14 protein-coding genes and 2 tRNA genes are annotated in these 13,636 nt (G+C 66.7%); 7 read left to right on the top strand and 9 right to left on the bottom strand.

The window, feature by feature from the left end; translation table 11 throughout:
* Positions 1-126: 126 nt before the first annotated feature.
* Positions 127-1,392 (top strand): serine hydrolase domain-containing protein, encoded by a 1,266-nt coding sequence (locus C7I84_RS23620; protein ID WP_245428583.1) that lies wholly within the window; start codon positions 127-129, stop codon positions 1,390-1,392.
* A gap of 111 nt (positions 1,393-1,503) precedes the next feature.
* Here the strand turns inward: C7I84_RS23620 and C7I84_RS23615 are convergent, their stop codons facing one another.
* From C7I84_RS23615 to C7I84_RS23605, 3 genes are all read right to left on the bottom strand, one after another.
* Entirely contained in the window at positions 1,504-3,081 is a 1,578-nt protein-coding gene (locus C7I84_RS23615) for a trimethylamine methyltransferase family protein (RefSeq protein WP_106774680.1), read from the bottom strand.
* A gap of 253 nt (positions 3,082-3,334) precedes the next feature.
* Complete coding sequence (locus C7I84_RS23610) at positions 3,335-3,742, bottom strand: DoxX family protein (RefSeq protein WP_425351388.1); 408 nt, start codon at positions 3,740-3,742, stop codon at positions 3,335-3,337.
* A gap of 117 nt (positions 3,743-3,859) precedes the next feature.
* Positions 3,860-5,428: a serine hydrolase domain-containing protein gene (locus C7I84_RS23605; protein ID WP_106774678.1), complete on the bottom strand. Its 1,569-nt coding sequence runs from the start codon at positions 5,426-5,428 to the stop codon at positions 3,860-3,862.
* Between the two features lie 506 nt (positions 5,429-5,934).
* On the opposite strand from C7I84_RS23605, the gene C7I84_RS23595 reads away from it, so the two are divergent.
* On the top strand, positions 5,935-6,633 hold the full coding sequence (locus C7I84_RS23595; protein WP_106774677.1) for a corrinoid protein: 699 nt from the start codon (positions 5,935-5,937) through the stop codon (positions 6,631-6,633).
* Positions 6,634-6,703: 70 nt separating this feature from the next.
* Here the strand turns inward: C7I84_RS23595 and C7I84_RS23590 are convergent, their stop codons facing one another.
* Entirely contained in the window at positions 6,704-6,841 is a 138-nt protein-coding gene (locus tag C7I84_RS23590; RefSeq protein ID WP_106774676.1) for an entericidin A/B family lipoprotein, read from the bottom strand.
* 63 nt (positions 6,842-6,904) lie between these two features.
* Here C7I84_RS23590 and C7I84_RS23585 point away from each other — a divergent pair, with 63 nt between their 5' ends.
* Positions 6,905-7,528, top strand: coding sequence for a DUF1638 domain-containing protein (locus C7I84_RS23585; protein ID WP_106774675.1), 624 nt, complete (start codon positions 6,905-6,907; stop codon positions 7,526-7,528).
* Here the strand turns inward: C7I84_RS23585 and C7I84_RS23580 are convergent.
* A complete protein-coding gene (locus C7I84_RS23580) occupies positions 7,525-8,448 on the bottom strand; it encodes an NAD-dependent epimerase/dehydratase family protein (protein ID WP_106774674.1) in 924 nt (307 codons plus the stop codon). The two genes, C7I84_RS23585 and C7I84_RS23580, sit on opposite strands and share 4 nt — an antisense overlap.
* Before the next feature lie 182 nt (positions 8,449-8,630).
* Here C7I84_RS23580 and C7I84_RS23575 point away from each other — a divergent pair, with 182 nt between their 5' ends.
* Both C7I84_RS23575 and C7I84_RS23570 read left to right on the top strand, forming a co-directional pair.
* Entirely contained in the window at positions 8,631-9,206 is a 576-nt protein-coding gene (locus tag C7I84_RS23575; RefSeq protein WP_106774673.1) for a DUF4893 domain-containing protein, read from the top strand.
* A gap of 168 nt (positions 9,207-9,374) precedes the next feature.
* Positions 9,375-10,031 (top strand): exopolysaccharide biosynthesis protein, encoded by a 657-nt coding sequence (locus tag C7I84_RS23570; protein WP_245428582.1) that lies wholly within the window; start codon positions 9,375-9,377, stop codon positions 10,029-10,031.
* Positions 10,032-10,135: 104 nt separating this feature from the next.
* On the opposite strand, the gene C7I84_RS23565 is transcribed toward C7I84_RS23570, so the two are convergent.
* From C7I84_RS23565 to C7I84_RS23555, 3 genes are all read right to left on the bottom strand, one after another.
* Positions 10,136-10,209: transfer RNA gene (locus C7I84_RS23565), tRNA-Gly, on the bottom strand.
* Positions 10,210-10,240: 31 nt separating this feature from the next.
* Positions 10,241-10,325 (bottom strand) — tRNA-Tyr (locus tag C7I84_RS23560).
* A 173-nt stretch (positions 10,326-10,498) separates the two neighbouring features.
* Positions 10,499-10,930, bottom strand: coding sequence for an SAM-dependent methyltransferase (locus C7I84_RS23555; protein WP_106774671.1), 432 nt, complete (start codon positions 10,928-10,930; stop codon positions 10,499-10,501).
* A gap of 295 nt (positions 10,931-11,225) precedes the next feature.
* Here C7I84_RS23555 and C7I84_RS23550 point away from each other — a divergent pair, with 295 nt between their 5' ends.
* Positions 11,226-12,077, top strand: a complete 852-nt coding sequence (locus C7I84_RS23550; protein WP_106774670.1) for a TrmH family RNA methyltransferase — start codon at positions 11,226-11,228, stop codon at positions 12,075-12,077.
* The gene (locus C7I84_RS30190) at positions 12,074-12,247 is read left to right on the top strand and encodes a hypothetical protein (protein WP_165816191.1); all 174 of its coding nucleotides are present in this window, start codon (positions 12,074-12,076) and stop codon (positions 12,245-12,247) included. The genes C7I84_RS23550 and C7I84_RS30190 overlap by 4 nt, the downstream gene beginning before the upstream one ends.
* A gap of 366 nt (positions 12,248-12,613) precedes the next feature.
* Here the strand turns inward: C7I84_RS30190 and C7I84_RS23545 are convergent, their stop codons facing one another.
* On the bottom strand, positions 12,614-13,498 hold the full coding sequence (locus C7I84_RS23545) for a 2-hydroxy-3-oxopropionate reductase (protein ID WP_106774669.1): 885 nt from the start codon (positions 13,496-13,498) through the stop codon (positions 12,614-12,616).
* Positions 13,499-13,636: the final 138 nt, after the last annotated feature.

The following is a 13,636-nucleotide window of genomic DNA, read 5'->3' as shown; positions in this document are numbered from 1 at the left end:
ATACGACTCTGGGCCAGCCGCGGAAAACACCGATCCAGACCGCCTGCCGCTGTGGATCGCCGGCACAAGCTCTCCTATCGTCACCCCGCCCGTGGCGGCGGGCGGGCGAAGCGGAGGAGCAAGCAAGTGTATGGGTGGAACAACAGGACCATGGCCGGCCCGCGCGAGCGAGCGGCACATCGGTGCGGCGCGCTGCTGGCGGCAACCGTCGTGATCGTGTCTGCGAGCCAGGGTGCCGCGGCGGCCGAACCGTATCCGCATGCGCAGGAGCCAATCGGCACGGTGGAACAGGTCTATGACGGCGCGCTGACGCCGGATCTGGCCGTCAGCACGTTCCGCAACATCGATCGGCTGTTCCCGACGCGCAGGATCGCACGCGGCGAGACGTCGAGCCCGCTTGAGAAGGCCGACAAGCAGTTGACCGACGTCGCGTTCACGCAGGGCGACAAGACATACGACCTCGTCGATTATCTGGCGCTCAACAGCATAACCGGCCTGCTGGTGCTCAAGGACGGCAGGATCGCGCTGGAGCTTTACCAGCGCGGCAACAGCGAAAAGACAAAATGGATGTCGATGTCGATCGCCAAGTCGATCACCTCGACGCTGATCGGCGCGGCGATCCGGGACGGCCATATCGGCAGCCTCTCCGACCCGGTCGTCAAATACGTGCCGAGGCTCGCCGGCAGCGCCTATGAAGGCGCCTCGGTGCGCGACATCCTGATGATGTCGTCGGGCGTGAAGTGGAACGAGACCTACACCGATCCGGCATCCGATCGGCGCCAGTTGTTGAGGGCGCAGATTTCGCAGCAGCCGGGCGCCGCGCTCGAGGTCATGCGCAAGCTGCCGAGGGCGGCCGAACCCGGCACGCAGAACACCTACAGCACCGGCGAGACGCAGGTCGCAGGCGAGATCGTCCGGGGTGCCGTCGGCAAGCCGGCAGCCGACTATCTGTCGGAGAAGATCTGGAGCAAGGTCGGCATGGAGCAGGACGCCAGCTGGTGGCTGGATTCGCCCGACGGCGCCGAGATCGGCGGCAGCGGCATCAGCGCCACCTTGCGCGACTACGGCCGCTTCGGGCTGTTCTTCCTCGATGGCGGCATCGTCGACGGCCAGCCGCTGCTGCCGGACGGCTGGACCACCGAGGCCGGGAACCCGACGATTCTCAAGGACGGCAAGCCGCTCGACTACGGCTACATGTGGTGGCCGGCCTGGACGGAAGCATCGAAGGCCGACGGCGCCTTCGCGGCGATCGGCATCTTCGGCCAGTACATCTACATCAACCCGGCCGAGAAGGTGGTGATCGTCACCTTCGGAGCGCAATCGAAGCCGACCGATGCGGCCCCGATCGACGACATGGTGTTCTTCGATGCGGTGACGGATGCGCTGAAATAGCCTCCGTCGCGGCGCATATCACCCCTCGTCCGGCGGCCCCTTGATGGCGCTGCGCCAGACTTCCTTGTGGATGATGTCGGCCACTTTAGCCCGGCCTGTTTCGGGCTCCCTTCACGTGAAGGCGTCGGGCATGGAGTTCTTCTTCCCGGCGATGAAGTCCGTCAAGGCCTCGTCGATGGCCGGGTCGAGATACGGCGCCTCGTAGCTCTCCAGCCAGCGGCGGGCCAGCTCGTTGGCGCGCTGCGAGGCGCTCTTCTCGCCTTCCGCCTGCCACTGCTCGTAGGAATTGTTGTCGGCGATCGACGAACGGTAGAAGGCCGTCTGGAAGTTGGCCTGCGTGTGGTCGCAGCCGAGATAGTGGCTGCCCGGCCCGACCTGGCGGATGGCCTCCATCGCCTGGCCGTTCTCGCTGAGGTCGACGCCCTCGGCGAATTTCTGGCTCATGCCGAGCTGGTCGACGTCCATCATGAACTTTTCGTAGCAGGAGGCGAGCCCGCCCTCGAGCCAGCCGGCCGAATGCAGCACGAAATTGGTGCCGGCCAGGATGGTCGAGTTCAGCGTGTTGGCGCTCTCATAGGCGGCCTGCGCATCCGGAATCTTGGAGGCGCAGAGCGAGCCGCCGGTGCGGAATGGCAGGCCGAGCCGCCGGGCGAGCTGCGCGGCGCCATATGAGACGAGCGACGGTTCCGGCGTGCCAAAGGTCGGCGCGCCCGACTGCATGGAGATCGACGAGGCGAAGGTGCCGAACAGAACCGGCGCGCCGGGCCGGATCAGCTGGGTGAAGGCAGCACCCGCCAGCACCTCGGCCAGCACCTGCGTCAGCGTGCCGGCCACCGTCACCGGGCTCATCGCGCCGGCCAGGATGAAGGGGGTGACGATGCAGGCCTGGTTGTGCCGCGCATAGACTTTCAGCGCGCCCAGCATGGTCTCGTCGAACACCATCGGCGAATTGGCGTTGATGAGGCTGGTCAGCACCGTGTTGTTCTCGACAAAATCGTCGCCGAACACGATCTTGGCCATCGCCACCGTGTCCTCGGCGCGCTCCGGCGCCGTCACCGAGCCCATGAACGGCTTGTCGGAATATTTGATGTGGCTGTAGACCATGTCGAGGTGGCGCTTGTTCACCGGCACGTCGACCGGCTCGCATACCGTGCCGCCCGAATGATGGATCGACGGCGCCATGTAGGCGAGTTTCACGAAATTGCGGAAATCCTCGATGGTTGCGTAGCGCCGGTTACCGTCGAGGTCGCGCACGAAGGGTGGGCCGTAGACGGGCGCGAATACCGTGCCCTTGCCGCCGATCTCGACCGAACGGGCCGGGTTGCGGGCATGCTGGGTGTAGACCGGCGGCGCCGTCTTCAGCAACGACCGCGGCAGGCCCTTGGGAAAGCGCACGCGCTCGCCCTTGATGTCGGCGCCGGCTTCCTTCCACAGCGCCAAGGCCTCGGCGTCGTCACGGAACTCGATGCCGATCTCCTGCAGCACCGTGTCGGCATTGGCCTCGATCAGGGCGAGACCTTCCTCGCCCAGCACCTCGTAGAGCGGGATCTGGCGCTTGATGTAAGTGAGCTGCGTGCCAGGCCCGCCGCCGGAACGCGCCGCCCGCCTGGCGGCCGCGCCGCCGCCACGATCCGCCCTGCCCCTCCGGCCGCCGCCGGCCTCCTGCTCGACCGCCACGTTGTCGCTCATGATCGTCTTCCCTAGAATCCGTACCCTGCCGGCTTGCGCCGTGCGCTTTGGCAGATCGTAGCCAAGCACCTAGGCCGAAACGGCCCGGCAGCGCCAAGCCCTGTCGCAAAACGGACAAGCGCGGCGCTGCCCGTCCAGCGGCCCATTTCGACGCCGTCCGGCGACGCGCCCGCACGCAAACTGCGCCGCTTGCCTAGGGACAAGCGGTGCAGTCGGGAATGCGGGAGACCGAAGCGCGGTCGGGGCGGAAAAACTAGTCCCGCCCCGCCGCCGCGTCGGCGCTCCACGGGCCGGGCCCTGCCGCGGCGATGTAGAGGAAGACGAAGCAGAACAGCATCGCCGCCTCGCCGCCGTTGAGCACGGGGAAGAAGCCCTGGCCGGCATGCCCCATGAAATAGGCGACCGCCATCTGGCCCGACAGGATGAAGGCGACCGGCCGCGTGAACAGGCCGACGATCAGCAGCAGCCCGCCGACGATCTCGAGGATGGCCGCCACGTAGAGGAGACCGTTGAGCGGATAGGGGAACGGCGCCGGCCAGCCGAGCAGCTTCATCGTGCCGTGCGTCAGGAACGTCGCAGCCGCGAGGATGCGCAAAATGCTGAGAATATGCGGCGCCCAGGGGCGAAGAAACGACAATTGCATCTTGGGATGTCTCCTCATGATCGATTCCCGAATCGAACCATAAGGTTACCGCTTCCGCAGGCAAGCAGGCACTTTCAGGTGCCCGCTCCTCGATGCGCTTCGATTCCGCCTTTTCTCCCGCCGCGCCGGACGACGTTACTGCCGAGCGAACGTGTAGGGCTGGCCGTTGTCGACCGAGATGAAGCGGAAACCGGCGACGGCGCCGTCCTTGTCGACCTCGAACTGGGCGATGCCGATCGGCGTCGGCCCGATGTTGGCGGCGATGCCGGCGAACCGGCCTTCCGGCACGAGGCTGACGCTGAACGCCCAGCCGTCGCCGGCCTCGAGCGTCAGCTTCGCGCCCGTCTCCAGTTCGACGACCAGCCCGGCGCCGTCCTGCGTCACCGCGGCCTTGCCGAAGCTCGGACTGTCGTAGTCGCCGGCGAGCGAGGCCAGCGCCGCCGCGGGTCGAGCGGCGGGCGATGCCTCGGTGGTTTTTTCCTCCGCCGCGAATGCCGCCTGCGCCGCCTTCAGCCGCTCCGCCACGTGGTCGACCTCGGGGTTGCCCAGCAGGCGGTCGAGCGTCCACGCGCCGATCGCATCCGGCAGGCCGACATTGGTCTCGTTGGTGAGCACGATGACGCCGACGTCCTTGTCCGGCGCCGTCCCGATATAGGCGCCGAAGGCGGTCGTGCCGCCATTGTGCCAGACGACCCGGCCGTTCGGCGTGCTCTGCACGACCCAGCCCATCGCATAGGATACCGAGTCCGACATACCGATGCGCGGCGTCTTGGTGACGGCGAGGTTCTTCGCAGAAACCAGTTCCCTGCCCTCGAAGGTGCCGTTGGCGAGATGCAGGCGCACCCAGGGCGCAAGATTCTCGATGGTCGAGTTGATCGACCCGGCCGCGCCGAAGCCGTAGGGGAAGATCGGGGTGAACGGCACTTCCACCGTGCCCTCGGGCGCCCAGCGATAACCCTCGGCGTGGTTGGGCGCGGCCTCGATCGCCTCCGCCGTGAAGGAGGAATCCGCCATGCCGAGCGGCTCGAAGATCTCGCTGCGCACCACCGTTTCCCAGTCCGGCGCGCCGAGCTGCCGGGCGACGATGCGCTGCGCCAGCATGTGGGTGACGTTGGTGTAGGCGAAGGTCGAGCGGAAGCTGGAGACCGGCTCGACATGCCGCATGGCACGCACCATGCCGGCCTGGTCGACGCCCAGCATGCCCATCACGTCGTTGGCCGATGGCGGCATGCCGGAACGCTGCGCCAGCAGGTCGAAGACGCGGAACTCGCTCGTCACCCACGGGTCTTTCATCTGGAAGTCGCTGTCCAGGTCGACGATCCGCGCGTCCCAGGCGAGCTTGTCCCGGTCGGCGGCGATCGCCATGGTCGTGGCGAGAAAAGCTTTTGTGGTCGAGCCGATCTGGAACACGGTTTTGGTGTCGACCGGCACGCCGCCCTTGCTGCGCACGCCAAACCCCTGGGCGAGCACGAGCCGGTCGCTGGTGACGATGCCGATGGCCAGACCGGGATTGTCGAACGCCTTCATGCCCTGGTCGATGTAGGCCCAGAGCGCCGGGACAAGCTCCTCGATACGCCGCTCCATCGCCTCGTCGGCGCTGGCGACCGGCGCCGCGCCAAGCGTACAAATTGCGCCCAGCGCCAGGACCAGAAGTTTCTGGCGGAGGCCTGTTGCCGCCATCGCAAGGCCGTCTGTTCCGATCATGCTGTCCCCCCTGGCTCGCCGGGCGCCTTCACAAGGCTGCCGGGCGATCAAGGCGCCAAGCCTCTTGCCGGCGCAGCGCGCTGACAAGGGCTCGCGTGTTCTCTCGCGGTAAAGTTGCGCGATTGGTTATCGAAACGTAACCGGAAGCCGGTCCGTCAATGGCCCCCCGAAAAGACCAGCGTCTTCACGGGCAGCAGCAGCGCCTGGATTCTCAATATGATGGCATGCACGACGCCGACGGCGTCGATGGCGTGCAGCGCGAGCCAGGTTCCCGTGCCCAGGCTGGGCGCCGCCAGCCTGTCGTGGTTGTTGGTGTAGGCGGTATGTGGGAGGGTCGTAAAAGGCCGGACCGGACGGCGGCGCCGACCGCAACCAAATCCCGGTCGCTTTCGTTTTGCAGCGCGTCGCAAATCAGCTAAGGGTTTGCGGCTCCCGCACGATAGAAATCAACGTCGCCGAGGCGGCCGGCATTATGCGCCGAATGCATCCATGGAGCCCCGAAGACCATGTCCGACGACGAGATCATCCTGTCCGAGCTTTCCGACGAAGAACTCGTGCAGCAGATGCATGACGACCTCTATGACGGCCTGAAGGAGGAGATCGAGGAAGGCACGAACATCCTGCTCGAGCGCGGCTGGATGCCTTATGCGGTGCTCACCGAGGCGCTGGTCGAGGGCATGCGCATCGTCGGCGAGGATTTTCGCGACGGCATCCTGTTCGTGCCGGAAGTGCTGTTGTCCGCCAATGCGATGAAGGCCGGCATGTTCATCCTGCGCCCGCTGCTCGCCGCCACCGGCGCGCCCAAGCAGGGCAAGATGGTGATCGGCACGGTCAAGGGCGACATCCACGACATCGGCAAGAATCTCGTCGGCATGATGATGGAGGGCGCCGGCTTCGACGTCATCGATCTCGGCATCAACAACCCGGTCGAAAAATACCTGGACGCGCTGGAGCAGCACAAGCCGGACATCATCGGCATGTCGGCGCTGCTCACCACCACCATGCCCTACATGAAGGTGGTCATCGACACGATGAAGGAGAAGGGCATCCGCGACGACTACATCGTGCTGGTCGGCGGCGCCCCGCTCAACGAGGAATTCGGGAAGGCGGTCGGTGCCGACGCCTACTGCCGCGACGCGGCGGTGGCCGTCGAGACAGCCAAGGAACTGGTCAAGCGCAAGCACAACGTGCGCGCCTCTGCCTGAAGGCGGCGTCCGTGCACGGCAATAAAAAAGCCCCGCTCGCCGGGGCTTTTTCGTATCGATCCGGCCGAGCTTATTCGACCGTGTCCTCGACAGCCTTGACGGTGCCCTTGATGTCCTTGCCGGCGCCGCGGACGGTGTTGGCGCAGGCGGATACGGCAACCGCACAGGCCAGCAGGACGGCGAGCGATGCGATACGAGACGGTGTCATGGAAGCGGGTTCCCTCTTGTGCCAGGACTGTTAGAATAAACAATTGAAGTGCAAAGAAGTTCCATGGACGACGCGCAGAGCCGGAAGGCCGAAAAGGCCGAGCGAGTCCTGATCATCGCCTGCGGGATGCTGGCGCGCGAGGTGCTCGCGGTCAAGAGCCGGCTTGCGTCCGACCACATCGATCTCACCTGCCTGCCTGCCGAGTACCATTTCCGGCCCGACCGCATCGCCCCGGAGATGGACAAGGCGATCGCCAGGGCAAAGGCGGAAGGCTACCGCAACATCTTCGTCGGCTATGCCGATTGCGGCACCGGCGGCATGCTCGACAAGATTGTCGAGAAGCACGGCGTCGAGCGCATGGCCGGACCGCATTGCTTCGCCTTCTACCAGGGGCTCGACGCCTTCGAGCGGCAAGGCGACGCCGACATGCTCGCCTTCTACATGACCGACTTCCTGTGCCGCCATTTCGACAGTTTTTTCATGAAGCCGCTCGGGCTCGACCGCCATCCGGAGCTGATCGAGGATTTCTTCGGCAATTACGAGAAACTGGTCTATCTCGCCCAGACCGACGATCCGGCGCTCGACAGAGTGGCGGAGGATGCCGCGAAACTGCTCGGGCTCGCTTATGAGCGTCGCTTCACCGGCTATGGCGATCTCGTGCCGGCGCTGGCGAACCTGCCGGCTTAGGTCGGGGCCGTTTCCCCGGCCAGCCGATCGAGAACAGCGCGAAAATCGGTACGGCAACGGAAGCCGAGCACGCGTTCGGCAAGTCCGGCGTCGTAGACGCGGTCGATCGACCGGAACATCGTCCAGCCGCGCCGGGCGTAGAGGCGGGGAAAGTCGGGAAAATAGCGCTCGACCACCGACGGCGCGTCGGCGATCAGAGCTTCGCAGTCGCTGCGGGAAAAAGGCGTCGGCGCCGAGACGATGAAGGTGCCGAAGCCGAGCACCGGCGCCCTCTGCAGCGCCACGACATGCGCCTCCGCCGCATCTTCGACGGTGAGCCGGCGGAACAGGAATTCGTTCGCCTTGGTGTTGTCGTCCGACTGCTCGATCGCATGCGCCATGTCGTCGGCCTCCGGGAAGAAGCGGGCCGTGCGCAGGATGATCACCGGCAGCCCGTGCATCTGATGAAACAGCCGGCACAGATGCTCGGCGGAAAGCTTGGTCACGCCATAGATGTTGCGCGGCATCGGGCAAAGCTCCTCGCTGATCCACTCGGCGCGAGCCGCACCGCCTGCGACGCCGGCGCGGATGCGCTCGGAGATCATAAGCGAGGTGGTGGAGGTCATGACGAAACGGTCGACGCCGCTGGCGATCGCTTCCTCCAGCAGATTGGCGGTGCCGACGACGTTCACGTCGAGGAAGGCCATCCGGTCGTTGCGCTCGATGTCGGGCTTGTGCAGGGCGCCGCCGTGGACGATCGCCTCGATGCGGTTCTCCCGGATGACGCGGCGGACGAGATCGCGATCGGCGATGGAGCCGGCCACCTGCGTCCATCCGGACGACGTGGGGTCAAGGCCGATCACCTCGTGGCCGAGCGACGCAAGGCGGGGCGCCAGGGTCCGGCCGAGCCAGCCGGATGATCCGGTGAGCAGGATGCGCATGTGAGTCTCGCCCTTGTTCCAACAGCGACAACGCGTCTAGCACTGGCCAGCGAAAGCTGGGAACGAATAAGATATGCACGTCGTGGTATTTCGGAGAGGCCGATGCGACGGCAAGCGCCTTCGTGCCAAGGGACCGGATCTGGCTTCCCGACTTGTCGAAACCCTTGGAGTGACATCCGACGATGTACAGAATTTTCATGGCCGCCTTCGGCCTTGCCCTGCTCTCGGCCCTGCCCGCCTTCGCCACCGGCGAGATCGTGTCGCTGATCACCGCCGCCGACCGCAAGCGGCTCGACGGCTACGACGCGACCCGGCGACAGGCGATTGATGAAGCGCGCAGGGGCGACGCCGCCGACATCGCGACGTTCGAGGCGCTGCTGGCGAAGCCGGCGGTCTCCTTCCAGGATTTCGACATGGTCGGCGACTGGCAGTGCCGCACCATCAAGGCCGGCGGCCCGGCCAGGCTCGTGATCTATGGCTGGTTCAAGTGCCGCGTCAGGGACGACGGCTCGGGCTGGCAACTGGAAAAGCTCAGCGGCTCGCAGCGAACGCTCGGCCGCTTCTTCGACGATGGCGACCGGCGGCTGACCTATCTCGGTTCCGGCTATATCGCCGGCAAAAAGCCGAAGCCCTATGGCTCCGGCCCGGAAACGGACCAGGCGGGTTATGCGTTCCGCACCGCCCCCGGCGAATGGCGCATCGAGTTTCCCGCCCCCGCCTACGAATCGAAGCTCGATGTTTTGGAGTTCAAGCGATAGCCTGCATCGGCGGACAGCACGGCGGGGCCGCGGGACGGCGTCCGACGGCCGGTCCCTTTGCAAGCCGGCATCCCGCACCCACATAGGGCGCCTGAACGAGGCGCGTCATCAAGGCTTAACCTGCGGCAGGGCACATTGCCGGAGAGGCCGGGAAATACAAGGGACGGCATGAGAACGGACATGGAGGGCTTCGACGCGGGCCACACCGGCGGTGCCCCCCGGCGCAAGCCGCGTCGGCTGTCGCTGCTGTTCGCCCGGCTCGCCGCCGAAGCCGATGGCCGCATCACCGTGGCGGAGATCGTCGACGCGCTCGGCGACCGCAGCTTCGCCGCCCTACTCGTGCTGTTCGCCGCCCTCAACCTGCTGCCGCTGCCGCCCGGCAGCTCGGCGGTGCTCGGCGTGCCCCTGCTGATCGTCGCCGCCCAGCTCATGTATGGCAGCAAGCGCGCCTGGCTGCCGCGCTTCGTCGCCGAAAAGTCGGTGCCGGCCGAGCAGTTCCGCAGCCTGATGAACCGGCTGGTGCCGCGCCTGGTATGGCTGGAGAAATTCGTGCGGCCGCGCTACTGGCCGTTCTGGCGCCGCCGCGGCGACCGCATCATCGGCGTGATGTCCTTCCTGCTGGCGGTCGTCGTCACCCTGCCGATCCCTCTCGGCAACTGGCTGCCGGCTTTCGCCATCGCCCTGCTCGGGCTGGCGCTTTCGGAGCGCGACGGCCTGATGTTCGCCGCCGGCAGCGCCGTCAGCATGGCCGCCGCCCTCGTCATCGCCTTCGTCATCGGCGCAGCCGGCGTGGCGACCCAGGCGGCGCTCGGCTGGATGTTCTGAAGCCACGTTGCGGCGAATTTTTCGAATCGAGGAGGATCGGCGCCGCGGGGCAGCGGCGAAGCGCATTCGCGACCAGGGAAAACCAGCCTATTTCAAGAGGTTGCTGGAGCGGGTGAAGGGAATCGAACCCTCGTATTCAGCTTGGAAGGCTGCTGCTCTACCATTGAGCTACACCCGCGCCGATATCACCCTACAGCATTTTCCGGCGGTGGTGGAGGGGGTTGGATTCGAACCAACGTAGGCAAAGCCAACGGATTTACAGTCCGTCCCCTTTAACCACTCGGGCACCCCTCCGACCGTCCGGAGCCTAGCTGCGAGGCTTCCGCGGCACCCGGAGCACGTACCCCGAAACCGCGATGCGCCTTATGGCGGCAAGGCGATGCGGTGTCAACCGACGACGCAGCCACAAGTTCACGCTTCGCCGCTTTTTGGACAGGCCGGTGTGCCCGGCCGGATCGTAGGCCCGATCAGGCTCGCAGCGGCAGCTCGCGCAGCGGATCGCCGCCGTCGATGAAGAGCCGGCCGGTCGGCGTCAGCGCGGCGGCAATGCGCCGGCGCGCCAGCTCGCCGGCGCGTGGATGCCGGCCGTCGAGCGCGCCGACGCGAACGGCAAAGGCAAGGTCGTAACGCGCTTCGCCGGGCAGCAATTCGAGCTCCTCGGCCGCCACCTGCCGCAGGCTGAGCCGGCCGTCGGCGATCTCGGCGGCGCAGGCGGCCCGTGCCTGGCTGATCGCCTTGGCGGAACGATCGATCGCCAGCACATGGCCTCCGCCGATTCGGGCGGCGACCGCCCTTGCCGCGGCACCCGGCCCGCAGCCGATCTCCAGCACCCGCATGCCCGGCTCGAGCGGCAAGGCATCGACGATGGCCGCCAGCCGCGGCGAAAGATCGCTCGTCATCGGAGGTCCTCCAGCAGAACATTCACGATACATCTCACAAGGCCGCCGCACCAGGTCCGGGCGGCGGCTCGCGCGACGGTCTCCCTCCCGCATCGGCGTCAGCGCGCATCTTCTCGACGGTTTCGACATAGCCGGCCTGGAAACTGAAATCGTCGACGGCCGGAATCTCTGGTAGCCTGCTGCGGCAAAGCGGGGCGCCCTGAAGGAACCCCGGCGGTTTACTTTGCCGCGGCGGCGTGACAGGTCAGGTCGCCGCCAGTGAGCATGCTGCGGCTTCACTCCCGCGGGACGCCAGATGACCGACGACAAGAAGACGGGCACGCCGAAAGACACCCACTACGCAAAGCTCAGGCGCGCGCATCGCGACCTCAAGGCCGCTGCACCGGTGCAGCGGACGCGTCCGGCCATCCCTGCCGGCGAAGGCCCCGGCGACGGGCTCGTGCGGCTCTACGGCCTGCATACCGTGCGCGCCGCCCTCGACAACCCGCGTCGAAAAATCCGGTCGATGCTCGCCACCCGCAACGCGCTGGAGCGGCTCGGCATTGGCGATCCGGCTGCCCTGCCCTTCCAAGCAAAAATCGTCGAGCCGAAGGAGATCGACAGGATCACCGGCAGCGAGGCCGTGCACCAGGGCGTGCTTGTCGAGGCGGAGCCGCTGCGGCCGAAGCCGCTCGCGGCGCTCGGCGACACGCCGCTGGTGGTCGTGCTCGACCAGGTGACCGATCCGCACAATGTCGGCGCGGTGCTGCGCTCGGCGGTGGCCTTCGGGGCCGGGGCGCTGATCACCACGTCGCGCCACAGCCCGCATGAATCGGGCGTGCTCGCCAAGGCGGCGTCCGGCGCGCTGGAGCATATCGACCTGATCGAGGTGAAAAACCTCGCTGCCGCGCTGGAGGAGCTGCACGCGGCCGGCTTCCAGACACTCGGGCTCGATTCCGACGGGCCGGCCGAACTGGAGCAGAGCTTTTCCGGCGAGCGCGTCGCGCTGGTGCTTGGCGCCGAGGGCAAGGGTCTCAGGCAGAAGACACGCGAGACGGTGACCACGCTGGCGCGGCTCGACATGCCCGGCGCCATCCGCTCGCTCAACGTGTCGAACGCGGCGGCTGTGGCGCTATACGCGGCGCGGCGGTGGTTGGCGGCACGATGAGCGGCGACATTCCGCGCATAGCCGACCGCCGCGAATGGCTTGCGCATGCCAGAGAAGCGTCCGCAACGCTTCAGAGCCGGCCCATGAACCCATTCTATGACCCGGCGACCAAGGCGGCATTGGATCGGCTCATCGCCGATTTCGACACGCTGTCCTTGACGCAAGATTGAGGCGGGCAACCGACCGGCGGGATCACGCCCTGGCAAAGAGTTCGTTACCGTCCAGGGACTTGCCTGTCGGCTCCGCATTCCTAGATATCGGTGGCAGGCCTTCTTACCCGCCATCTTGCGCTCGTCCGGGCGCGCTCACTCGAGGAAGTTCGGAATGCGACGATTTCTCGGAATCCTGGTCGTGGCCGGCTCGGCCATGGGTGCCCTGGCCGGCTGCCAGAACCTTGCCGGCACTCCCGGCAACGAACCGGCCAATTGCGCGGTGCCCGGCTCGTCCTGTTCCCGGGACCGATAGCCTGATCCCCGTCCGGAGGTAGGTGTCTCGACCGGCCCGCCGAGCCGCCCCGATCCCGTGAGGAAAGGGGTTCATCCCACCTCGTGGCCTGCCAAGCGCTCCAGCGCGCGCACCAGCGCGGAGTGATCCTCCTTGGCTCCCCCATTGGCCGCGCAGGAATTGAACAGCTGCTGCGTGGTCGAGGTGTTGGGCAGCGCCACGCCGAGCGACTTCGCGCCTTCCAGCGCAAGGTTGAGGTCCTTCTGGTGCAGCTCGATGCGGAAGCCCGGCGCAAAAGTCCGCTTGACCATGCGCTCGCCATGCACTTCGAGGATCCTCGACGCGGCCAGCCCGCCCATCAGCGCCTGCCGAACCTTCGCCGGATCGGCGCCGGCCTTGGAGGCGAACACCAGCGCCTCGGCGACGGCCTCGATGGTCAGCGCGACCACGATCTGGTTGGCGACCTTGGTGGTCTGGCCGACGCCGTTGCCGCCGACCAGAGTGATGTTCTTGCCCATCTTTTCGAACACCGGCTTCGCCCGCTCGAATGCCTCTTCCGGGCCGCCGACCATGATGGTGAGCGACGCCGCCCTGGCGCCGACCTCTCCGCCGGATACCGGCGCGTCGAGATAGTCGCAGCCGAGAGCGTTGATCCGTTCCGCGAATGTTTTTGTCTCGATCGGCGAGATCGAGCTCATGTCGATGACGAGCTTTCCCGCCGAAAGACCTGAAGCGACGCCGCTTCTGCCGAACAGTACCTCCGCCACCTGCGGCGTGTCGGGCACCATGGTGATGACGATGTCGGCGGCCTCCGCCACCGCCGCATGGCCCGCGACGGTCTTCAGCCCCTTGGCGACGAGGTCCGCAGGCGCCGGTTTGCGATGGTCGGAGGTCACCACCGGATAACTCGCGTCGAGAAGGTGGCCGGCCATGGGCGCGCCCATGATGCCGAGGCCGATGAAGCCGATTGTCTGCATGATTGTTCTCCGGTTCGTCCCTCCCCCTTGAGGGGAGGGTGCCGAGCGCAGCGAGGCGGGTGGGGTCGCCGCGGCAGCGCTCTACGTTCCTTGCGTGGAGACTGGCCGCAACGACCCCACCCGGCCGCTTCGCGGCCA

The organism is Kumtagia ephedrae (assembly GCF_003012745.1).
Taxonomy (GTDB): Bacteria; Pseudomonadota; Alphaproteobacteria; order Rhizobiales; family Rhizobiaceae; genus Kumtagia; species Kumtagia ephedrae.
This window is presented reverse-complemented; position numbering and strand designations above follow the sequence as displayed.